Consider the following 19,682-nt stretch of genomic DNA (forward strand, 5'->3'; position numbering starts at 1 on the left):
ATGGATTGAGGAGTTGAGAATGTTCAGCAAAATGAGGCGCGTGCTGCTGGCCGGTATTATTGGTACGGCTTTTTCTGCCGCGCTTGTCGTGGTGCCTGCTGCGGCTAAGGAAAAATTCAAGGCAGTGACAACCTTTACGGTGATTGCCGATATTGCACGCAATGTTGCAGGTGATGCCGCGATTGTTGAATCCATCACCAAGCCGGACGCGGAAATTCACGATTATCAGCCGACCCCTGGCGATATTATGAAGGCGCAAGGTGCACAGCTGATCTTCTGGAACGGTCTTAATCTTGAGCGCTGGTTTGAAAAATTCTTCCAGCACCTGAAAGATGTGCCAAGTGTTGTTGTGTCTGAAGGTGTTGAGCCAATGGGCATTACCGAAGGTCCGTATAGCGGTAAGCCGAACCCGCATGCCTGGATGTCCCCGTCTGCAGGTATGATTTATGTCGATAATATCCGCGATGCTTTCGTGAAACATGATCCGGAAAACGCGGAAATCTATAAAGCCAATGCCGAAGCCTATAAGGCTAAGCTCAAGGCACTGATTGATCCGATCAAGGATGAGCTGAAAGATATTCCGGAAGACAAGCGCTGGCTGGTTACCAGTGAAGGTGCCTTCAGCTACCTGGCGCGTGATCTCAACCTGAAAGAACTTTATCTCTGGCCGATCAATGCTGACCAGCAGGGTACACCGCAGCAGGTTCGCAAAGTGATTGATGCCGTTCGCAAGAACAATATCACTGTGGTTTTCTCTGAATCCACGATCTCTCCCGCTCCGGCCAAGCAGGTGGCGTCTGAAACCGGCGCGAATTACGGCGGTGTTCTGTATGTGGATTCACTGTCCGAGCCGGACGGTGCCGTGCCGACCTATCTCGACCTGCTTCGTGTGACGACTGACACGATTGCGAAGGGTCTTAAATCCGGAGATGCGAAATAATGAATGCCCCGCTTAATGCCCGCCCAACGACAGTCCGGTCTCCCGCATCATCCGATGCGGGAGCAGGGCTTATGGTGAGTGGCGCGACAGTGACCTATCGCAACGGTCATACGGCCCTGCGTGATGCCAGCTTTGAAATTCCGACCGGTACAATCACAGCCCTTGTGGGGGTGAACGGTTCCGGTAAATCCACCTTGTTCAAAGCGCTGATGGGCTTTGTGCGGCTGGCAAAAGGCGATATCCGGATTCTCGGACTTCCGGTCAAACAGGCACTTAAGAGCAATCTCGTAGCCTATGTTCCGCAGTCGGAAGATGTGGACTGGAATTTTCCGGTTCTCGTTGAAGATGTGGTGATGATGGGACGCTATGGCCATATGGGTATGATGCGCCGTGCCAAACAGGCCGATCATCAGGCGGTTACTGATGCGCTGGCGCGCGTGAATATGACGGAGTATCGCAAACGCCAGATCGGTGAATTATCCGGCGGTCAGAAAAAACGTGTTTTTCTGGCGCGTGCTTTGGCACAGGACAGTCGGGTCATTCTGCTGGATGAGCCTTTTACCGGTGTGGACGTTAAAACCGAAGAAGCAATCATCAAGCTGCTGCGTGATCTGCGCGATGAGGGGCGGGTGATGTTTGTCTCGACCCATAATCTGGGCAGTGTACCGGAATTCTGTGACCGCACAGTGCTGCTGAACCGCACGGTTCTGGCCTATGGCGACACGGAAACCATCTTTACGCAGGCTAATCTTGAGAAAACCTTTGGCGGTGTTCTGCGCCATTTCGTGCTCAATGATGCCGATAAAGGCAAAGCGCATCCGGTGAATATTCTGACCGATGATGAGCGGCCGCTGGTGCTCTATCAGGACAATCACGGTAAGGGAGCAGAGTAATGGAACTGCTGCTTGAGCCGTTCTCCTATCAATATATGATCAATGCCATGTGGGTTTCGGCGCTGGTCGGCGGCGTGTGCGCATTCCTGTCCGGCTATCTGATGCTCAAAGGCTGGTCACTGATCGGCGATGCTCTGTCTCACTCCATCGTACCGGGTGTGGCGGGCGCTTATATGCTCGGTCTGCCTTTTGCGATCGGTGCTTTCTTCTCCGGCGGTCTGGCTGCGGCAGCGATGCTGTTTCTCAATGAGCGTACCAAGCTGAAAGAAGATGCGATTATCGGTCTGATTTTCACATCCTTCTTTGGTCTTGGCCTGTTTATGGTGTCGCTGAAACCAACCGCAGTCAGCATTCAGACCATTGTACTGGGTAATATTCTGGCGATTACACCGGCGGATACGCTGCAACTGGCGATTATCGGTTTTGTATCGCTGGTCGTGCTGCTGTTCATCTGGAAAGACCTGATGGTGACTTTCTTTGATGAGAGCCATGCTCGTTCGATCGGCCTGAACCCGACCGTGCTGAAAGTCATTTTCTTCACGCTGCTGTCCGCCTGTACTGTTGCGGCGATGCAGACAGTGGGCGCGTTTCTGGTGATTTCTATGGTGGTGACACCCGGTGCAACAGCCTATTTGCTGACAGATCGTTTTCCGCGTTTGCTGACGATTGCTGTGATCATCGGAACGCTCACCAGCTTTACCGGCGCTTATATCAGCTATTTTCTCGATGGCGCGACCGGCGGGATTATTGTTGTGATGCAGACGCTGATCTTTCTGGCAGCATTTTTCTTCGCACCGAAGCACGGTATGCTGGCCGCAAGACGTCGGGCAGCTGAAACTCTCAAAGCAGAGGTGCAGTCATGAGCCTGTTTGAAACTCTGATGATGCCGTTCCGCTTTGAATTCATGGTCAATGCTATGGTCATTGCCATGCTGATCGCGATACCGGCCGCATTATTATCGTGTTTTCTGGTGCTTAAGGGCTGGTCGCTGATGGGAGATGCTGTTTCCCATGCGGTGCTGCCGGGTGTGGTGCTGGCCTATATCATCAATATTCCGCTTGCTATCGGCGCTTTCGTGGCAGGGATGTTCTGTGCACTGGCAACCGGTTTTCTGAAAGAAAACAGCCGGATCAAACAAGATACCATTATGGGCGTTGTCTTCTCCGGTATGTTTGGCCTCGGATTGGTGATGTATGTGAAGGTGCAGTCTGATGTGCATCTGGATCACATTCTGTTCGGTGACATTCTTGGTATCGGCAAACAGGATATGATTGAAACAGCAATCATTGCTGTGATTGTGACTGCACTGCTGGTGCTGAAATGGCGGGATCTGCTGCTACATGCTTTTGATCCCGCGCAGGCGCGTGCTGTGGGGTTGCCGGTCAGATTGCTGCATTATGGCCTGCTGGCTATCCTCTCGCTGACCATTGTCGGTGCTTTGAAAGCGGTGGGTATCATTCTGGCAATTGCAATTCTGATTGCACCGGGGGCAATTGCCTTCCTGCTGACGCGTAATTTCAGCTCCATGCTGATTGTTGCGGTGATTGTGGCTGTCGCTTCGTCGGGACTTGGCGTTTATGTCTCGTTCTTTATCGACAGTGCACCTGCACCAACCATCGTTTTGCTGATGACCTTGGTGTTTATTGCGGCGTTTATTATTGCGCGCCGTCGTGTTGCCCGTACAGAGAGACAGGTTTTCTCCTCTTAACTTCATGCCCGAAAACGATTCTCTGTAAGCAAGGCGTCGCGCTGAGAGCATTTCTGATCACAGATCGGAAATGCTCTTTTTTTGTGTCATGTTGATTTGCACGAGCATTCAATGCGCCGCGAAATACGGGGCTGACATCGGGAGAAATGAAAGCTGAAACCAGAAAAGCAAAAAGCCGCGCAGTGCGCGGCTTTTGAAGGCTTAACCAAACTGGAGCGGGCGAAGGGATTCGAACCCTCGACCCCAACCTTGGCAAGGTTGTGCTCTACCCCTGAGCTACACCCGCTCGCGCCAGTTTGTTGGTTAGGCCTGCGCTATATGTCAAAATCCCAAGTGATTTGCAATAGGGAAAATTCAAAATCTGTAATTTTTTTGAAGGCTTTACGACAAAACAGCAACCGGGTTTTGAGGATGTGTCAGTTAAGGGGAAATACAATCAGAAAAGCAAAAAGCCGCGCTGTTGCGCGGCTTTTGAAGTCTAACCAAACTGGAGCGGGCGAAGGGATTCGAACCCTCGACCCCAACCTTGGCAAGGTTGTGCTCTACCCCTGAGCTACACCCGCTCGCGCCAGTTTGTTGGTTAGGCCTGCGCTATATGGCAAAAGCTCAGGTGATTTGCAACAGGGAATTTGCAAAAACATCAAACAGTTTTGTGTATAATTATAAAAATGCACATTACAGGCCGAATTTGTGGTTCTCGGCGCTCTGATATATCGGATCAAGCGGGAGTGAAGACATAAATCCTTGTTATGATTCGGATTTAAGCGGGCAGTTTTTTCAAGGATTTTGCATTTAGGGTGGCAGTTTTATAAGAGTGGTATAGTTTTTCATGGAGGAGAAATAAAATAATGCCGAAAACTGCTGCCGAATTGCATGATTATCTCGCATCATTGGGGATCGAGGTCAAAACAGTGACTCATCCGCCTTTGTTTACCGTTGCTGATTCTCAAAATCTGCGTGGGGAGATCGCAGGCGGCCACACCAAAAATCTTTTTCTGAAAGATAAGAAAGACAATTTCTTTCTGGTGACTGTTGAGGAAGATGCAATTGTTGATCTGAAAACGATTCACACGGTGATTGGCGCGGCCAGCAAAGTTTCTTTCGGTAAGCCGGAAAAGCTGATGGAATATCTGGGGCTGATACCGGGATCGGTTTCCGTCTTGGGTGCGATTAATGACAGCGAGCATAAAGTCAGCATTATTCTCGATGAGGCTTTGATGCGTCATGAGATTATCAATGCGCATCCGCTGACCAATGAAGCGACGACCTCCATTCATTGTGATGATCTGATGCGTTTTCTGAAAGCAACAGGCCATGATGTGCGTATATTGTCTGTCAGCACGGCAGAAGTGGCTTCTGCCTGATGCGAGCCTCGAAAGAGGGGTTGAAAGCGTGCATTAAAATGCCGAATTAACATGGCAGAGATATTATATTCTGCCATAATCAATGGCAGGTGACAGCAGAAGCTTTACAATGTCTGTCATGACAAGACGAGCGGATTAAGGGACGAGAATGAACAGCGGTAACAATCCTTATGGCGGCAATCCTTACGGGGCCTCTTATGGTCAGGCAGGCGCGCAGGGTAATACCAGCGTAACCTATAATAATGCGGCGTCTGCACCTGAGAGTGCGCCGGCGCAGGATGATGACAATTCCGGCTCGCTGTCCGCTTTAGCAGGTTTTGGCAGTTCCGGTGCTGCGGTTGCCGGATTGATTAAAGATACTACGACAGCGGATTTCGCTGCCGATGTTATCAATGAATCCCGTAATCAGCCGGTGCTGGTGGATTTTTGGGCGCCGTGGTGCGGCCCGTGCCGTCAGCTGACACCGGTGATTGAAAGCGCTGTGAATGCAGCGCAGGGCACTGTTAAACTTGTGAAGATGAATATTGACGATCATCCGGTGATTGCCGGACAATTGGGTATTCAGTCTATTCCGGCCGTGATTGCTTTCGTCAACGGACAGCCTGTTGATGGTTTCATGGGCGCCTTGCCGGAAAGCAAGATCAAAGAATTTATTGATAAGGTTGCCAAAAGCGCCGGTTCGGTCAGTGGCCCGCAGGCAGCCATTGAAGAAGCTTTGGCGGCTGCACAGGAAATGCAGGCGCATGGCGAGCCGGATCAGGCTGCACAGATTTATGCTGCGGTTTTGCAAAATGTGCCGGATAATATGACGGCCCTTGCCGGTCTGGCGGGATGCCTGTTTGATCTTGGTGATCTGGAAAAAGCCCGCGAAGTGCTGGCGCGTGTACCGGAAAAACAGAAAGAAGATCCGGCTATCCGTGCAGTTGAAGCGCGTCTGGCTTTGGCGGAGCAGGTTGCGCATCTCGGTAATCCTGCTGAATTGCAGGCACGTTTGAATGCAGATCCGAATGATCATCAGGCGCGCTTTGATCTGGCAATGATTGCCAATGCGCTGGATAAGCGTGAAGAGGCTGCCGACGGGCTGCTGGCGATTATGAAAGCAGACCGTACATGGAATGACGATGGTGCACGCAAGCAGTTGCTGCAGTTCTTTGAGGCCTGGGGCTTTAAAGATCCGGCCACATTGAGCGGACGCCGCAAATTGTCGTCGCTCTTGTTTGCTTGAGAATGACAGGAGCGATCTCTGACCAGAAAGATCGCTCCGTTTTGATGATATAATGAAGCCGGTCGGGAAGTCCGGTGTGGATGTGAGGTGAATTTATGCAGGCGGGCAATGTCCATTACCGAAAAGCGTCAGACTTGCCGGAAGTGATTCCGGTGTTTCCGCTGGTGGCCGGCCTGTTATTGCCTCGCGGACAAATGCCGCTGAATATTTTCGAGCCGCGCTATTTGGTGATGGTGGATGAAGCTTTGGCCGGTGACCGGATCATTGGTATTATTCAGCCGAAAATCGTCAACGGTGTTGCGGTGGAAGATAAAGAAGGTGCGGCCAAAGGTACGGATAAACCGGAACTGAGTGCCGTTGGCTGTCTTGGACGGATCACCTCCTATACTGAAACCGGTGACGGACGTGTGCTGATCACCGTGCAGGGCATTTGCCGGTTCCGGCTGGAAGAGGAGCTCTCTGTAGCACATCCGTTCCGTATGGCACGGGTAACGCCTTACTTGCAGGATCTGGAAGAAGAGCAGGGCGAGAAAGACGTTGACCGCGAAGCATTGTTGCAGGCTTTCCGCGACTATCTCGAAGTCAATGGTCTTGAAGCCGACTGGGAAAGCATTGCTAAGGCCGGGAATGAGACACTGGTCAATGCATTGTCGATGATGTCGCCATTTGGCGAAGCTGAAAAGCAAGCACTGCTGGAAGCGCCTGATCTGAAAACCCGTGCAGAAACGCTGGTGGCGATTACAGAAATTGCGCTGGCACGTAACGGCGATGATTATGGCTCAGGTCTGCAGTAATATGCTGCGATAAAGGGTGATCGGATATGAGTTCTGAAGGCTTTGAAAAGAAAATCGATCCGAAAATGCTGGAATTGCTGGTCTGCCCTTTGACCAAAGGCGTGCTGGTCTATGACCGTGAGCATAGTGAGCTGATTTCTAAAAAAGCAAAACTGGCCTATCCGGTGCGGGAGGGGGTACCTATCCTGCTGGCATCCGAAGCCCGTAGTTTAGAATAGATTATATTCGAAGAGCCGCTTTTATACAGGCAATGTATCCGGTTTAGGATTATTGCGAAATTTGCAAAAATATGAGTCAAATCTTGCGTTTGACACTTTCCCCCCTTTGAGCTTTTGGGCTATGAATAGCGTGAATTTTTCGCGTGAGCGCTTTGCCTTTGAAACAAGTTGCAGAGGAAGAGTGCTCTGAGTTTAAAGAAGTTCATTTGTACGGCTGTCCGGCAGATGATCTGAACAAAGGCATGGCATAATGGCGACCAGAAAACTGTTTCTTCTGCCGGGCGACGGCATCGGCCCTGAGTCAATGGCGGAAGTCCGCAAAATCATTACCTATCTGAATGAAGAAAAAGGCCTTGGCTTTGAGACAGATGAAGGCCTCGTCGGCGGTTCTGCTTATGATGCCCATGGTCAGGCGATTTCAGAAGGCGATATGGAAAAAGCGCTGGCTGCTGATGCCGTCTTGTTTGGTGCTGTCGGTGGCCCGAAATGGGACAGCGTGCCTTATGAAGTACGTCCGGAAGCTGGCCTCTTGCGTCTGCGTAAAGATCTGGCGCTGTTTGCAAACCTGCGTCCTGCAATCTGCTATCCGGCGCTGGCTGATGCCTCATCGCTGCGCCCTGAAGTCGTTGAAGGTCTCGATATTCTGATCGTTCGCGAACTGACCGGCGGTGTCTATTTCGGTGAGCCGAAAGAAATTATCGATCTGGGCAATGGTCAGAAGCGCGGTATCGATACACAGGTTTATGAAACCTACGAAATCGAGCGTATTGCCGGTGTGGCTTTTGAACTGGCGCGCACACGCGGCAACAAAGTCACCTCGATGGAAAAACGCAACGTGATGAAGTCCGGCGTGTTGTGGAACGAAGTTGTAACCGCAACCCATAAAGCCCAATATGCTGATGTACAGCTGGAACATATGCTGGCCGATGCCGGTGGTATGCAGCTGGTGCGCTGGCCGAAGCAGTTCGACGTGATTGTAACGGATAACCTGTTCGGCGATATGCTGTCTGACGTTGCTGCTATGCTTACCGGCTCGCTCGGTATGCTGCCATCCGCATCGCTGGGTGCACCGGATGCAACAACCGGCAAGCGTAAGGCGCTGTATGAGCCTGTACATGGTTCGGCACCGGATATTGCAGGGCAGGGTATTGCCAACCCGATTGCAATGATTGCTTCTTTCGCAATGTGCCTGCGCTACTCCTTCAACCTGATTGAAGAAGCTGACCGTCTGGAAGCGGCAATTGCTGCTGTTCTGGATGATGGTATCCGTACCGGTGATATCTGGTCGGAAGGCTCGAAGAAAGTCGGCACTGTTGAAATGGGTGACGCAATTCTCGCCAAGTTCAAAGCATTGTCTGCTTAAAGATTCTGGTAGCCAGATAATGGCTGCTGATCGTTTCCAATAAAAAACCGTCGGAGCATTGCTGCTCCGGCGGTTTTGTTTTGCTGCAGAGTTTTTACTCTACGTGATCAAGGTCACGGTCTTTGGTTTCACGTACAAAGATCAGACCGATAATCAGTGTCATCACTGCAATGATGATCGGGTACCAGAGGCCATAATAAATATCACCCTTTGCCGCACTCATCGCAAACACGGTTGCCGGAAGCAGACCACCGAACCAGCCGTTACCAATGTGATAAGGCAGAGACATACCGGTATACCGGATGCGGGTCGGGAACATTTCCACCAGAATAGCGGCAATCGGGCCATAGACCATGGTTACATAGATCACCAGAATGGTCAGGATCAGCACCGTCAGCGGCCAGTTTACTTCATCCGGATTAGCCACCATTTTAAAGGTGCCTGCATCCGCAATGGTATAAACTTTTTGCTCGCCGATTGTTGCCGCATCAGCAGCGGTAATCAGCTTGGCAGCGACCATCTGATCCGCAGTCATCGTGGCAGCTTCACCGGCACGAATAGTATCTGCATTCAGCGACAGTTCCGGATTGGCAGTCACAAATGCATCCAGTTTGGCATCCGGCACTTTGGCTGGATTACGCACCAGAGGGAAACCGGCTTTTTGCAGAGCCAGATTAACGTCATGGACGAATGCAGGTCCACGTGCAGCTGCATCAGCACCGGTTGCATCATAGGATGTTACAGTGCTGTCGCCGATTTTAACACTTGCTGGCGTGCCTGCTGCGCCGGTCTCAATCGTATATGGTACGGAAGAGCGGGACAGGAAGGCTGTGGCTACGTCACAGGACGTAGTGAATTTTGCAGTGCCCACCGGATTGAACTGGAAAGTACAATCGCCCGGTGCTGCGGTAATGGTTGCGCTGATTGTAGCTTCTGCACGGGCAAGTGCCGGATTGGCAGCAGCTGTGAGGGCTTTAAACAGCGGGAAATAGGTGAAGATTGCCAGAGCCAGACCAGCCATGATGATTGGCTTACGACCCACTTTATCCGACAACCAGCCCCAGAACAGGAAGAATGGTGTGGCAATCAGCAGGGCGATCGCAATCATGATATTGGCTGAAATGCTTTCAACCTTCAGCACGTTTTGCAGGAAGAACAGCGTGTAGAACTGACCGGAATACCAGACAACAGCCTGACCTGCTGTCAGACCGAACAGCGCAATCAGAGCGATCTTGGCATTTTTCCACTGACCAAAAGCTTCTTTCAAAGGTGCTTTGGACTGTTTGCCTTCTTCTTTCATTTTCTTGAAAGCAGGTGATTCACTCATCTGCATACGGATCCAGACGGAAATACCGAGCAGTACAACTGAAATCAGGAACGGAATACGCCAGCCCCATGCTGCAAATTCTTCTGCGGTCATGGAATTCTGGATCAGAAGAATCACGATCAGCGACAGGAACAGACCGAAAGTCGCTGTGGTTTGAATCCATGACGTGTAGAAACCACGACGGCCATTTGGCGCATGTTCAGCCACATAGGTCGCCGCACCGCCATATTCTCCGCCCAGCGCCAGGCCCTGCAGCATACGCAGACCAATCAGGATGATTGGCGCGATGATGCCGATGGATGCTGAACCCGGCAGCAAACCGACGAGGAAGGTTGAAAGCCCCATCACCACGATGGTGACAAGGAATGTATATTTACGGCCTACGAGATCACCGATACGGCCGAAGAACAATGCACCGAACGGGCGCACCAGAAAGCCTGCCGCAAAAGCCAGCAGCGCGAAAATATTACGGGTTGTTTCAGGATATTCACTAAAGAAGGCGGCCCCGATATAAATTGCCAGTGAGCCGTAGAGATAGAAATCATACCATTCAAAGACTGTTCCAAGCGATGAGGCAAAAATAACTTTGCGCTCTTCCTTGGTCATTTTAGGGGCGCGTTCGCGCGCACCATCAATTGCTGCCATTCTTTTTCCTCCCGGATAAACCCTGTGACCGTTCCCTTATTGTCACCGGGTGTTGATTGTTTTCTGCCTTTCAGTAATTCCGAATATGCTCATTTTGAGTCTGGGCCGTTCAGGCCGGAGGTGTCTGCAATCGTGCGGCTTGTTGTGCCGCTTGGCAAAGCAGTCACAGACAGAATGAACTGAAAACGGGATTTGCGTCAGTATTCTTTAGTATAATAATCGCGAAATATTTTTCTCTGATGCGTGTATGCCGGACGAACGCAGCCCTGCGAAATTGAAAATTTGTTATTTTCCTAAAGAAACTGAGGCTTTCGGGATATAAACGGCAATTGACTCTTGCCAAAATCGCGGTACAAGCAACGGTGAATTAGGAGAGATCGCGTGGAATCCCTCGCTTCGCCATCAGTATTGCCAGCATTTTCCGGAGACATTTCCGGCGGCGAAGCTATGGTCTTATCTTCTCCTGCATTCGGTATTACCAAAACGGCCATGATTGCCCTGAAGACAATCACCTCGAAAACGACCACCAAAACGGTCTGATCCCTTGGCCTGCTCACCCTCTCCCGGGTTAGGCCCGGGGCAGAGAACCTGCGTGGCCAACGGGTTTTCTGGTGTGAAAGCGGAGAGGGACAGGAGATTTCATATGGGTTTCAAAGTAGCGATTGTCGGTGCCACAGGTAATGTGGGCCGTGAAATGCTCAATATTCTTGAAGAGCGTGGTTTTCCGGCTGATGAAGTGGTGGCGCTTGCGTCCCGTCGCAGCCTCAATACTGAAGTGTCTTATGGCGATAAAACCTTGAAAACCAAGGTTCTCGACACCTATGATTTTTCCGATGTCGATATTTGCCTGATGTCTGCCGGTGGTTCGGTTTCTAAAGAATGGTCGCCGAAAATCGGTGCGCAGGGTTGCGTTGTTATCGATAACTCATCCGCATGGCGCTATGATGCTGATGTGCCGCTGATCGTTCCGGAAGTAAACCCTGAAGCAATCGACGGTTTCCGCAAGCGCAATATCATTGCCAATCCGAATTGCTCGACAGCGCAGCTCGTTGTTGCTCTGAAGCCTCTGCATGATGCGGCCACCATCAAGCGTATCGTTGTTGCGACTTACCAGTCGGTTTCCGGCGCCGGTAAAGAAGGTATGGACGAATTGTTCCAGCAGTCGCGTGCGGTTTTTGTTGCTGATCCTGTCTCTGCTCAGAAATTCACAAAGCGTATTGCCTTCAACGTCATTCCGCACATTGATTCCTTCATGGAAGACGGTTCCACTAAAGAAGAGTGGAAGGTCATGGCTGAAACCAAGAAAATGCTGGATCCGAAGATCAAGGTTTCTTGCACCGCTGTGCGCGTTCCGGTGTTTATCGGTCACTCCGAAGCTGTGAATATCGAATTCGATAAGCCGATCAGCGCCGATGAAGCCCGCGAAATCCTGCGTGAAGCACCGGGTTGTCAGGTTGTCGATAAGCCTGAAGACGGCGGTTATATCACCCCGTATGAAAGCGCTGGCGAAGACGCGACATTCATCTCGCGTATCCGTGAAGATATCACCCTCGAAAACGGTCTTTCCATGTGGATCGTTGCCGATAACCTGCGCAAAGGTGCGGCTCTGAACACAATTCAGATCGCTGAACTGCTGCTGGAGCGCAATCTGATCAAGCCTAAATCAGCTGCCTGATTTTGAGTGAAGTATGAATTAAAAGGCGCGGGAAACCGCGCCTTTTTTGTGTTTCTTATTGTTGTTCGCGGTTACGATATTGCATGATCGCGGCATTGACTTCCGCACCGATAATGAAGATCGCGGCGATAATATAGAGAAACACAATCGCCACCATGATCGAGGCCAGACCGGCATAGGTTGTAACGTAACTGGCAAAACTTTCCAGATAACGCGCAAAAGCGGTGGCTCCAGCCAGCCATGCGAGCAATGTCAGCACAATGCCCGGCAGAATATCAACCAGTGAGCGTTTGCCCGCCGGTAGCCAGATGTGCACGACAAACAGACCGAAAATCAGAACGGAAAGCGCAATTGCATAGCGCCAGAAACTGAAAGACACCGACATGGTTTCCAGTGCCGGTACCCATTGTTCGGCTAGGCGAATGGCCAAAGGCGCTAGAATCAGCAGAAAACTGATCGCCATAATGCTGAGGGTCGCCACGATGACGAAGCCCAGGCTTTGCGCTCGGCAAAACAGGATAGAGCGGGTATCGGTGACACGATAGGCGCGGTTGAGTGCAACACGCAGCGCCTCAACACCATTGGAGGCAAAATAGGCCGCGGCGATCACACTGAGGGTCAGGAGGTCACCGCGCTGAATGGTCAGAACATTCTGCACTTCACGGGCAATCGGTGCCGCAATTGCAGGCGGCCAGGTGTCAAAAATGACATGCACAGCCGTATCGGCAAACGCATCTGCGCCGAGAAAACTGGCAAGGGCTGTTGCGAAAATCAAGAACGGAAACAGCGCCATTAGGCTGGAGAGGGCGATATGGGATGCAAAAGCCCAGCCGTCATCGGAGATAAAATGGCCGATCGCATCAGTAACAGTCTGTCTGAGGAAACGGATTATTTTTCGCATAGACAGAAAATTCCTTTAGTTCAGCTTGTGATATCAAATCTGTTACGGGGCTGATGTCATGTTTGTGTGGTATAACTGACGATAAGTCAAAAACTCAACGTGTATAAAACTTTGCGGACAGGAATTGCAATTATGTCAGCCCGTAACCCAACGGATAAAGAGCAACCGATGACACCAAATACGCAAACTTCACCTGCTCCACAAAAAACTATTCTGATTACCGGTTGTTCCAGCGGTATCGGCGCTTTTTGTGCGCAGGCACTGAAACAGCGTGGCTGGAGAGTGTTTGCGACCGCTCGTAAGGCTGAAGATTTGGCCTATTTGCGGGAGCAGGGCTTTGAAGCATTTTATCTGGATTATTGTGAGCCGGAGACAATTGCAGCTGTTGCTGAAGCGGTTCTGAACGCTTGTCATCACCAGCTTGATGCCTTGTTTAATAATGGCGCTTATGCGCAGCCCGGAGCGGTAGAAGACTTGCCTATGGAAGCTTTGCGCCTGCAATTTGAGGCTAATTTCTTTGGTTGGCAGGATTTAACACAAAGGCTGATCCCTGCAATGCGTGCCCGCAAGCAAGGACGGCTGGTGCATTGCTCATCCATTCTCGGGTTAGTGCCGATGAAATGGCGCGGCGCTTATGTGTCTTCAAAATTTGCACTGGAAGGGCTGATGCTGGTGCAGCGTATGGAGTTGGAAGGTTCCGGTCTTACCGTCTCGATGATTGAACCGGGGCCGATTACCAGCAAATTTGCGATTAATGCAGCTGCTTTTGCGCAGAAATATATTGATATGGAAGCGTCTGTTCACCGGCAGGATTATCAGCGGCAATTTGCAAAATTGCAGGGTGGCGGGACAAAGTCCTCAGTAAAGCTCGGCCCTGATGCGGTATTTGAGGTTTTACTGCATGCATTGGAAAGTGACCGGCCACGCCCGCATTATCCGGTGACGCGTCCGGCAAAGCTGGGCATTCTTGCCAAGCGTCTGTTGCCCTCTCGCTGGCTTTATAAAATGCTGTCCGATCAATCATAACGAACAAGCGGCCTTCGCATTGTCCGCGCAAAACCGCTGCGCACTTTTGCTGGAAATGCCGGTTTGTTTGGTCGCATTATCCAGACGCAAAACCACTACACACTTTTGCGGGAAATGCTGGTTTGCTTGGTCGCATTGTCCTGACGCAAAACCGCTACACACTTTTGCGGGAAATGCTCTATCAGCCGCAAAAAGCATCTGTTACACATTGTGAGGGGAAGACAGAGGATGGCTGAAAAGCAGTCGGGAGGAATAAGATGGACAGCGGTTTCAAATTTTTAGCGATCATTGCAATGATCGCTGTGGCAGTGGTTTTGCTGCTGGGCTTGCGCAATATGGTGCGAAACGGTGATGGCAACACTTCCAATAAGCTGATGCGGTTGCGTATTATGTTTCAGTTTATCGCCGTGCTGCTAATGGTCGGCGCATTATACTTTGCCCGACGTTAATTCGTCTGTGAAACAGTCCGTTGTGAGGCAATTTGGTCAAGCTGAATAAAATTTACACGCGTACCGGTGATGATGGCACAACAGGTCTGGCCTGTGGCCCCAGACGGCGCAAAGATGATCTGCGTATTGTTGCCTGCGGTGATATTGATGAGCTGAATGCATCAATTGGCCTCGCCCGGCTTTATACGGCTCTGATCCTGCCGGAAGTTGATGCAATACTGACAAGGATACAGAATGATCTCTTTGACCTCGGCGCTGATATTGCCACTCCCGATGCTGTTTCAGATTCTGCCAGCGCTGCTGCTGCAAATCTCGGTTATGAGCCATTAAGAATTATCAGTACGCAGGTTGATCGTCTGGAGCAGGAGATTGATGCGCTGAATGTGCAGCTTGAACCGCTGCGTTCATTCATTTTGCCCGGAGGATCACCGGCGGCAGCAAATTTGCATATGGCCAGAACGATTGCACGCCGAGCCGAGCGTTCCATGGTAGCTCTGGCGGCACAGGATGGCGAGATCGTTTCTGATCCGGCGCTGCGCTACATCAACCGCCTGTCAGACTTGTTGTTTGTGGCAGCCCGTATCGGGAATAATCAGGGGCAGGATGATATTTTGTGGGTTCCGGCGCTGACGCGCTAGAAGGTATCTGCAAAAATTCGAGGCGTTTTGATAACCAAATAGGTATCCGGCGCTCTGGCATGTTTATTTTGCGACATGCTTGTTCAGGTTTCGAAGATGGTTATGACGAGATTTCATAGCCTTGGTCTTGCAGGCGATTGACCTGCTTCCCGTTCAGAATTACGGTCTTATGAAATTTCTGAAATTCCGGTCAATATTGTTCGCACAATATGGGTCGGGCATCAGGCAGGTTTGCGATACGATATTAGAATGTCGGCATCAGGCAAGTTGTTGCTTATGTCATAGTTTAAAATTGTATCTGACTAAGAGGCAGGCGGATATCAGTGGGTAAAGAGCTGATATCTTGTCGAAGAGAGCAGCACATGCTGTTCCAATGGAGAGGATCTTAACCGAATGAAAGTTCTGGTCGCAGTTAAACGGGTTGTTGATTACAACGTCAAAATCCGGGTCAAGAGTGACGGTTCAGGCGTTGAGCTGACCAATGTCAAAATGTCGATGAACCCGTTTGATGAAATCGCGGTTGAAGAAGCTCTGAAACTGAAAGAAGCCGGTAAGGTTTCTGAAGTGGTGGTTGTTTCGATCGGCCCTGCACAGGCGCAGGAAACCCTTCGTACCGCTTTGGCCATGGGTGCTGACCGCGCGATTCTCATTAAAAACGACGATGTTGTTGAGCCGCTTGCTGTTGCTAAAATTCTCAAAGGTGTGGTTGAAGCTGAACAGCCGCAGCTGGTTATTCTTGGCAAACAGGCCATCGATGATGATGCGAACCAGACCGGTCAGATGCTTTCCGCATTGCTGGGCTGGGCACAGGCAACATTTGCTTCTGAAGTACAGCTCTCAGATGCTTCGGCCAATGTGACCCGTGAAGTTGACGGCGGTTTGCAGACCATTGAAATCAAGCTGCCTGCAATCATCACCACAGACCTGCGTCTAAACCAGCCGCGCTATGCTTCTCTCCCGAATATTATGAAGGCCAAAAAGAAGCCTCTCGATGAGAAGACACCGGCTGATTACGGCGTTGATACTGCACCACGCCTGAAAATTCTGAAAACCGAAGAGCCTTCCGGCCGTAAAGCCGGTGTGAAAGTGGCTTCTGTTGCTGAGCTTGTTGATAAGCTCAAAAACGAAGCAGGCGTATTGTAAGCGGGTCAGGACAGGAAAACGATTATGGCTATTCTTCTTTTTGCAGAACACGATAATGCAACCCTTTCCGACCAGACTGCCAAGGCTCTGACCGCAGCGCTCGCTATTGGCGGTGATGTGGATGTGCTGGTTGCGGGTAAAGGCGCGAAAGCTGCCGCAGATGCTGCTGCGAAACTCAAAGGCGTGCGTAAAGTCCTGCTGGCTGAGAGCGATGCTCTGGAAAACCGTCTGGCAGAACCAACCGCCGCATTGCTGACCGGTCTGGCCGGTTCTTATGACACCGTGATTGCACCTGCCACAACATCCGGCAAAAACGTGCTGCCGCGCGTTGCTGCTCTTCTCGATGTGGCACAGGTATCCGAGATCATTGAAGTTGTATCTCCGACCGTGTTCAAGCGTCCGATTTATGCGGGTAACGCGATTCAGACTGTTGAAACGACTGATGCTAAAAAAGTCATCACTGTGCGTACAGCATCTTTCGCTGCTGCCGGTGAAGGTGGTTCCGCCGCAGTTGAGAGCGTTGATGCCGGTAATGATCCTGCAGTATCGAAATTTGTTGAAGCCAAGATTTCAGGCGGCGATCGTCCGGAACTGACTTCGGCAAAAATCATTATTTCCGGTGGCCGTGCACTTGGTTCTGCTGAGAAATTCAATGAAGTGATCACACCGGTTGCAGACAAGCTCGGTGCTGCTATTGGTGCCAGCCGTGCTGCGGTTGATGCCGGTTATGCACCAAATGACTGGCAGGTTGGTCAGACCGGTAAAGTCGTTGCGCCGCAACTCTATATCGCTTGCGGTATCTCCGGTGCGATCCAGCATCTGGCCGGTATGAAGGATTCCAAAGTGATCGTTGCGATCAACAAGGATGAAGAAGCACCGATTTTCCAGGTTGCTGATTATGGTCTGGTTGGTGATCTGTTCACCATTCTGCCTGAGCTTGAAAAAGCGCTTTAATCAGGATCATGACAATCAGACATGATTGTCTTTGATATTATAACGCGTCCGGATATTTAATCCGGGCGCGTTTTGCTTTAATCATGGGCGGAGCATTTCACAGTCAAATTGAATCAATTTGACGCCCGTGATAATGCGACCCAAAAAGAAACCAGAGCGCGCTATCATCTCATTTGAACGTAATCCGCTCTAGACTTATTTGCATGAGGCTGCTCATGTAGGCAGAACAGAGATAACTCTCTAGCTGTAAATTTATTGATACGAAGGGACCGGAGCGCATCATGAGTTTTACAATCAAGACAGTGGGTATTATCGGCGCGGGGCAGATGGGCAATGGTATTGCTCATGTTTGCGCACTGGCGGGCTTTGACGTGCTGTTGCATGATGCTTCGCTTGAGCGGCTGGAAAACGGTATTGCTACCATCAGCGGAAATATGGCGCGACAGGTTGCTTCCGGCAAACTGGCTGAAGATGCGCGTATTGCCGGTCTGGCACTGATTAAACCGGCCAAAACCATGGCTGATCTGGCGCCTTGCGATCTGGTAATTGAAGCGGCAACGGAAAACGAAGCTATCAAGAAGCAGATCTTTGCGCAGGTCTGCCCGCATCTTCATAGCAATGCTATTCTGGCAACCAACACATCATCGATTTCGATCACCCGTTTGGCGGCAACCACGGATCGCCCTGAGCGCTTTATCGGTATTCATTTCATGAATCCGGTGCCGGTGATGAAGCTGGTTGAACTGATCCGGGGTATTGCGACGGAAGAGCCGACCTTTGCCGCTTCGACCGATTTCGTGCAGAAGCTGGGCAAGACGATTACGGTTTCTGCCGACTTTCCTGCCTTTATCGTCAATCGCATCCTGCTGCCGATGATCAATGAAGCGATCTATACGCTTTATGAGGGGGTCGGTACTGTGGATGCAATCGATACTGCGATGAAGCTTGGTGCCAATCACCCGATGGGGCCGCTGCAACTTGCCGACTTTATCGGTCTGGATACCTGCCTGTCGATTATGCAGGTTCTTTATGAAGGCCTGTCGGATTCTAAATATCGTCCGTGCCCGCTGCTGGTTAAATATGTCGAAGCAGGCTGGCTGGGACGCAAAACCGGCCGTGGTTTCTACGACTACCGTGGTGATGAGCCGGTACCAACCCGTTAAGAATTAATACTGCCTCAGAGGCAAAACGGATCAAAACCCCGTATTTCGTCAAGAAATGCGGGGTTTTTTATCAAGTTAATAAATAAAAGGTTATCTTTAACGGGTCGTTAAGTATGTGAATTCATATGATGTTCACCTTTATTGGCTAATATTTACCTTAAATTCACTGTTGCGATTTGCGCTTCAGAAAAAATAATAATTCTAAATTAATCAGGGTGTAGGATGATGGGTCTGATCGTTCAGTTTCGTCAAGTTGTTAAAGTTATTCGTGAGTTTCTGGCACCAAGCTATCGTCCGGAACGCCATTATATGCGTGGACCCGGTCCTGCTTGTGCAGCCCGTCATTCACACTAAACTGACTTTTGGGCGCCTGTCGGGCGCACCGCATGTTAAAAAATACCTTGCGCCGGATAGCTCCCAGATCCGGTTGTAAAGAGAATGAAAAAGCCGGCTCATGAGCCGGCTTTTATGTTTAGAACTGTTTGCCAAGCAGGCGGTCTAGGGATAAGCGGCCACTACCGGCGACGCTCAGATACATAAAGACGCCGAACCAGACAGTTGAGAGCTGGAAGCCGCTGCCGCGCGGGATCATCACCAGCAGCAGAATGACAATCATCTGGATAAACAGCATGAAAGCGAGCGGGCGTGTAAACAGGCCGATTGCAATGGCGATGCCACCGGCAAATTCGAGAATACTGGTAAAATAGGCAAGCGGCACAGCAGGTTCGAGCCCTAATTGCTGGAACAGTTCAATATCGCGGGGCATATCGCCGTTAAATAATTTTTCCCAGCCAAAGAATGCCATGATGCCACCGCTGGCGGCACGCATAACGGCATAGGCTAAATCGTGAAAACGGGCATAAAGAGGCGCCAGAAATGGCAGAATTAAAGACGGTTGAGAGTGTTTATCTGTCATGGATGAAGGGTCTCTGCGCGAAAGCGGGTTGATAAAGACAATAAGTTTCAGTTGTTTTCTGCGATATGCGGAATCAAATTACGCTTTAAAAGTATTAAACCGTACGGTTCGATTTTTGAGTTGAGATGTAGCAGACCTGTCATTATTTTCTTTATGAACTTTACGTGATGATGAATACTAAAGCGGTTTCCGTTCATGTTGAATCGCAGTGCTCGCTTTAGATTTTTAGTTTGTCGCATTATCCCGGACTGTCCAAGTTGAACCAACTTGACTGTGAAATGCTCTAAGGCGCAGAGCCGTAGTGGGGTAGGAGTGACGCGTGTATGCTGCAAGTCGTCAC

At 50.6% G+C, this 19,682-nt stretch carries 21 protein-coding genes and 2 tRNA genes; 18 read left to right on the forward strand and 5 right to left on the reverse strand.

From position 1 onward, the window contains the following. The first annotated feature begins 19 nt into the window (after nucleotides 1-19). Genes DFR47_RS08345 through DFR47_RS08360 form a run of 4 tightly spaced genes read left to right on the forward strand, consistent with a single transcriptional unit; the run spans nucleotide 20 to nucleotide 3,541 of the window. A complete protein-coding gene (locus DFR47_RS08345) occupies nucleotides 20-940 on the forward strand; it encodes a metal ABC transporter substrate-binding protein (RefSeq protein ID WP_113943882.1) in 921 nt (306 codons plus the stop codon). Further along, on the forward strand, nucleotides 940-1,833 hold the full coding sequence (locus tag DFR47_RS08350; protein ID WP_113943883.1) for a manganese/iron ABC transporter ATP-binding protein: 894 nt from the start codon (nucleotides 940-942) through the stop codon (nucleotides 1,831-1,833). Before DFR47_RS08345 ends, DFR47_RS08350 begins: the two co-directional genes overlap by 1 nt. Continuing rightward, nucleotides 1,833-2,696 carry a metal ABC transporter permease gene (locus DFR47_RS08355; protein WP_113943884.1) on the forward strand — a complete coding sequence of 288 codons (864 nt, stop codon included), beginning with the start codon at nucleotides 1,833-1,835 and terminating at the stop codon, nucleotides 2,694-2,696. The genes DFR47_RS08350 and DFR47_RS08355 overlap by 1 nt, the downstream gene beginning before the upstream one ends. Then, the gene (locus tag DFR47_RS08360; RefSeq protein ID WP_113943885.1) at nucleotides 2,693-3,541 is read left to right on the forward strand and encodes a metal ABC transporter permease; all 849 of its coding nucleotides are present in this window, start codon (nucleotides 2,693-2,695) and stop codon (nucleotides 3,539-3,541) included. Before DFR47_RS08355 ends, DFR47_RS08360 begins: the two co-directional genes overlap by 4 nt. Before the next feature lie 211 nt (nucleotides 3,542-3,752). Here DFR47_RS08360 and DFR47_RS08365 read toward each other — a convergent pair. Together DFR47_RS08365 and DFR47_RS08370 are read right to left on the reverse strand one after the other, a co-directional pair. Continuing rightward, a tRNA-Gly gene (locus DFR47_RS08365) sits at nucleotides 3,753-3,827 on the reverse strand. Between the two features lie 202 nt (nucleotides 3,828-4,029). Next, a tRNA-Gly gene (locus DFR47_RS08370) sits at nucleotides 4,030-4,104 on the reverse strand. Nucleotides 4,105-4,389: 285 nt separating this feature from the next. On the opposite strand from DFR47_RS08370, the gene DFR47_RS08375 reads away from it, so the two are divergent. From DFR47_RS08375 to leuB, 5 genes are all read left to right on the forward strand, one after another. After that, nucleotides 4,390-4,905, forward strand: a complete 516-nt coding sequence (locus DFR47_RS08375) for a prolyl-tRNA synthetase associated domain-containing protein (RefSeq protein WP_113943886.1) — start codon at nucleotides 4,390-4,392, stop codon at nucleotides 4,903-4,905. A gap of 148 nt (nucleotides 4,906-5,053) precedes the next feature. Then, on the forward strand, nucleotides 5,054-6,130 hold the full coding sequence (gene trxA / locus DFR47_RS08380; RefSeq protein WP_113943887.1) for a thioredoxin: 1,077 nt from the start codon (nucleotides 5,054-5,056) through the stop codon (nucleotides 6,128-6,130). Between the two features lie 95 nt (nucleotides 6,131-6,225). Next, nucleotides 6,226-6,924, forward strand: coding sequence for an LON peptidase substrate-binding domain-containing protein (locus DFR47_RS08385; RefSeq protein WP_113943888.1), 699 nt, complete (start codon nucleotides 6,226-6,228; stop codon nucleotides 6,922-6,924). A gap of 26 nt (nucleotides 6,925-6,950) precedes the next feature. Continuing rightward, nucleotides 6,951-7,142: a Trm112 family protein gene (locus DFR47_RS08390; RefSeq protein ID WP_113943889.1), complete on the forward strand. Its 192-nt coding sequence runs from the start codon at nucleotides 6,951-6,953 to the stop codon at nucleotides 7,140-7,142. A 250-nt stretch (nucleotides 7,143-7,392) separates the two neighbouring features. Next, nucleotides 7,393-8,505 carry a 3-isopropylmalate dehydrogenase gene (leuB, locus tag DFR47_RS08395; protein ID WP_113943890.1) on the forward strand — a complete coding sequence of 371 codons (1,113 nt, stop codon included), beginning with the start codon at nucleotides 7,393-7,395 and terminating at the stop codon, nucleotides 8,503-8,505. Between the two features lie 94 nt (nucleotides 8,506-8,599). On the opposite strand, the gene DFR47_RS08400 is transcribed toward leuB, so the two are convergent. Then, nucleotides 8,600-10,477 (reverse strand): MFS transporter, encoded by a 1,878-nt coding sequence (locus tag DFR47_RS08400; RefSeq protein ID WP_113943891.1) that lies wholly within the window; start codon nucleotides 10,475-10,477, stop codon nucleotides 8,600-8,602. 381 nt (nucleotides 10,478-10,858) lie between these two features. Between DFR47_RS08400 and DFR47_RS21730 the strand changes: the two genes are divergently transcribed. Together DFR47_RS21730 and DFR47_RS08405 are read left to right on the forward strand one after the other, a co-directional pair. Continuing rightward, nucleotides 10,859-11,017, forward strand: a complete 159-nt coding sequence (locus DFR47_RS21730; protein WP_170137459.1) for a hypothetical protein — start codon at nucleotides 10,859-10,861, stop codon at nucleotides 11,015-11,017. A 103-nt stretch (nucleotides 11,018-11,120) separates the two neighbouring features. Further along, a complete protein-coding gene (locus DFR47_RS08405; protein ID WP_113943892.1) occupies nucleotides 11,121-12,152 on the forward strand; it encodes an aspartate-semialdehyde dehydrogenase in 1,032 nt (343 codons plus the stop codon). A gap of 55 nt (nucleotides 12,153-12,207) precedes the next feature. Here DFR47_RS08405 and DFR47_RS08410 read toward each other — a convergent pair whose 3' ends face one another. Then, a complete protein-coding gene (locus DFR47_RS08410; protein WP_113943893.1) occupies nucleotides 12,208-13,053 on the reverse strand; it encodes a YihY/virulence factor BrkB family protein in 846 nt (281 codons plus the stop codon). Nucleotides 13,054-13,221: 168 nt separating this feature from the next. On the opposite strand from DFR47_RS08410, the gene DFR47_RS08415 reads away from it, so the two are divergent. The 7 genes from DFR47_RS08415 to DFR47_RS22220 all read left to right on the forward strand — a co-directional run bounded on the left by DFR47_RS08415 (nucleotide 13,222) and on the right by DFR47_RS22220 (nucleotide 18,780). Beyond that, nucleotides 13,222-14,079, forward strand: a complete 858-nt coding sequence (locus tag DFR47_RS08415) for an SDR family oxidoreductase (protein ID WP_113944009.1) — start codon at nucleotides 13,222-13,224, stop codon at nucleotides 14,077-14,079. A gap of 257 nt (nucleotides 14,080-14,336) precedes the next feature. Beyond that, the gene (locus DFR47_RS08420) at nucleotides 14,337-14,528 is read left to right on the forward strand and encodes a twin transmembrane helix small protein (protein WP_113943894.1); all 192 of its coding nucleotides are present in this window, start codon (nucleotides 14,337-14,339) and stop codon (nucleotides 14,526-14,528) included. A 32-nt stretch (nucleotides 14,529-14,560) separates the two neighbouring features. Then, nucleotides 14,561-15,166 carry a cob(I)yrinic acid a,c-diamide adenosyltransferase gene (locus DFR47_RS08425; RefSeq protein ID WP_113943895.1) on the forward strand — a complete coding sequence of 202 codons (606 nt, stop codon included), beginning with the start codon at nucleotides 14,561-14,563 and terminating at the stop codon, nucleotides 15,164-15,166. Between the two features lie 393 nt (nucleotides 15,167-15,559). Continuing rightward, nucleotides 15,560-16,309, forward strand: a complete 750-nt coding sequence (locus DFR47_RS08430) for an electron transfer flavoprotein subunit beta/FixA family protein (protein WP_113943896.1) — start codon at nucleotides 15,560-15,562, stop codon at nucleotides 16,307-16,309. 24 nt (nucleotides 16,310-16,333) lie between these two features. After that, entirely contained in the window at nucleotides 16,334-17,263 is a 930-nt protein-coding gene (locus DFR47_RS08435; protein WP_113943897.1) for an electron transfer flavoprotein subunit alpha/FixB family protein, read from the forward strand. 281 nt (nucleotides 17,264-17,544) lie between these two features. Then, nucleotides 17,545-18,426, forward strand: a complete 882-nt coding sequence (locus DFR47_RS08440; protein ID WP_113943898.1) for a 3-hydroxybutyryl-CoA dehydrogenase — start codon at nucleotides 17,545-17,547, stop codon at nucleotides 18,424-18,426. A gap of 222 nt (nucleotides 18,427-18,648) precedes the next feature. Continuing rightward, entirely contained in the window at nucleotides 18,649-18,780 is a 132-nt protein-coding gene (locus DFR47_RS22220) for a hypothetical protein (RefSeq protein ID WP_281011583.1), read from the forward strand. A gap of 118 nt (nucleotides 18,781-18,898) precedes the next feature. Here the strand turns inward: DFR47_RS22220 and DFR47_RS08445 are convergent, their stop codons facing one another. Beyond that, entirely contained in the window at nucleotides 18,899-19,342 is a 444-nt protein-coding gene (locus DFR47_RS08445) for a DoxX family protein (protein ID WP_113943899.1), read from the reverse strand. Between the last annotated feature and the right edge of the window lie 340 nt (nucleotides 19,343-19,682).

This window comes from Pseudochrobactrum asaccharolyticum (genome assembly GCF_003314995.1).
GTDB classification, from domain to species: domain Bacteria; phylum Pseudomonadota; class Alphaproteobacteria; order Rhizobiales; family Rhizobiaceae; genus Pseudochrobactrum; species Pseudochrobactrum asaccharolyticum.

Coding starts and splice junctions, on each gene's coding strand:
- DFR47_RS08390 (WP_113943889.1), top strand. CDS start 6,951: ATGAGTTCTGAAGGCTTTGAAAAGAAAATCGATCCGAAAATGCTGGAA.
- DFR47_RS08385 (WP_113943888.1), top strand. CDS start 6,226: ATGCAGGCGGGCAATGTCCATTACCGAAAAGCGTCAGACTTGCCGGAA.
- DFR47_RS08435 (WP_113943897.1), top strand. CDS start 16,334: ATGGCTATTCTTCTTTTTGCAGAACACGATAATGCAACCCTTTCCGAC.
- DFR47_RS08345 (WP_113943882.1), top strand. CDS start 20: ATGTTCAGCAAAATGAGGCGCGTGCTGCTGGCCGGTATTATTGGTACG.
- DFR47_RS08360 (WP_113943885.1), top strand. CDS start 2,693: ATGAGCCTGTTTGAAACTCTGATGATGCCGTTCCGCTTTGAATTCATG.
- DFR47_RS08405 (WP_113943892.1), top strand. CDS start 11,121: ATGGGTTTCAAAGTAGCGATTGTCGGTGCCACAGGTAATGTGGGCCGT.
- DFR47_RS08445 (WP_113943899.1), bottom strand. CDS start 19,342: ATGACAGATAAACACTCTCAACCGTCTTTAATTCTGCCATTTCTGGCG.
- leuB (WP_113943890.1), top strand. CDS start 7,393: ATGGCGACCAGAAAACTGTTTCTTCTGCCGGGCGACGGCATCGGCCCT.
- trxA (WP_113943887.1), top strand. CDS start 5,054: ATGAACAGCGGTAACAATCCTTATGGCGGCAATCCTTACGGGGCCTCT.
- DFR47_RS22220 (WP_281011583.1), top strand. CDS start 18,649: ATGATGGGTCTGATCGTTCAGTTTCGTCAAGTTGTTAAAGTTATTCGT.
- DFR47_RS08410 (WP_113943893.1), bottom strand. CDS start 13,053: ATGCGAAAAATAATCCGTTTCCTCAGACAGACTGTTACTGATGCGATC.
- DFR47_RS08430 (WP_113943896.1), top strand. CDS start 15,560: ATGAAAGTTCTGGTCGCAGTTAAACGGGTTGTTGATTACAACGTCAAA.
- DFR47_RS08415 (WP_113944009.1), top strand. CDS start 13,222: ATGACACCAAATACGCAAACTTCACCTGCTCCACAAAAAACTATTCTG.
- DFR47_RS08420 (WP_113943894.1), top strand. CDS start 14,337: ATGGACAGCGGTTTCAAATTTTTAGCGATCATTGCAATGATCGCTGTG.
- DFR47_RS08375 (WP_113943886.1), top strand. CDS start 4,390: ATGCCGAAAACTGCTGCCGAATTGCATGATTATCTCGCATCATTGGGG.
- DFR47_RS08350 (WP_113943883.1), top strand. CDS start 940: ATGAATGCCCCGCTTAATGCCCGCCCAACGACAGTCCGGTCTCCCGCA.
- DFR47_RS08355 (WP_113943884.1), top strand. CDS start 1,833: ATGGAACTGCTGCTTGAGCCGTTCTCCTATCAATATATGATCAATGCC.
- DFR47_RS08440 (WP_113943898.1), top strand. CDS start 17,545: ATGAGTTTTACAATCAAGACAGTGGGTATTATCGGCGCGGGGCAGATG.
- DFR47_RS08400 (WP_113943891.1), bottom strand. CDS start 10,477: ATGGCAGCAATTGATGGTGCGCGCGAACGCGCCCCTAAAATGACCAAG.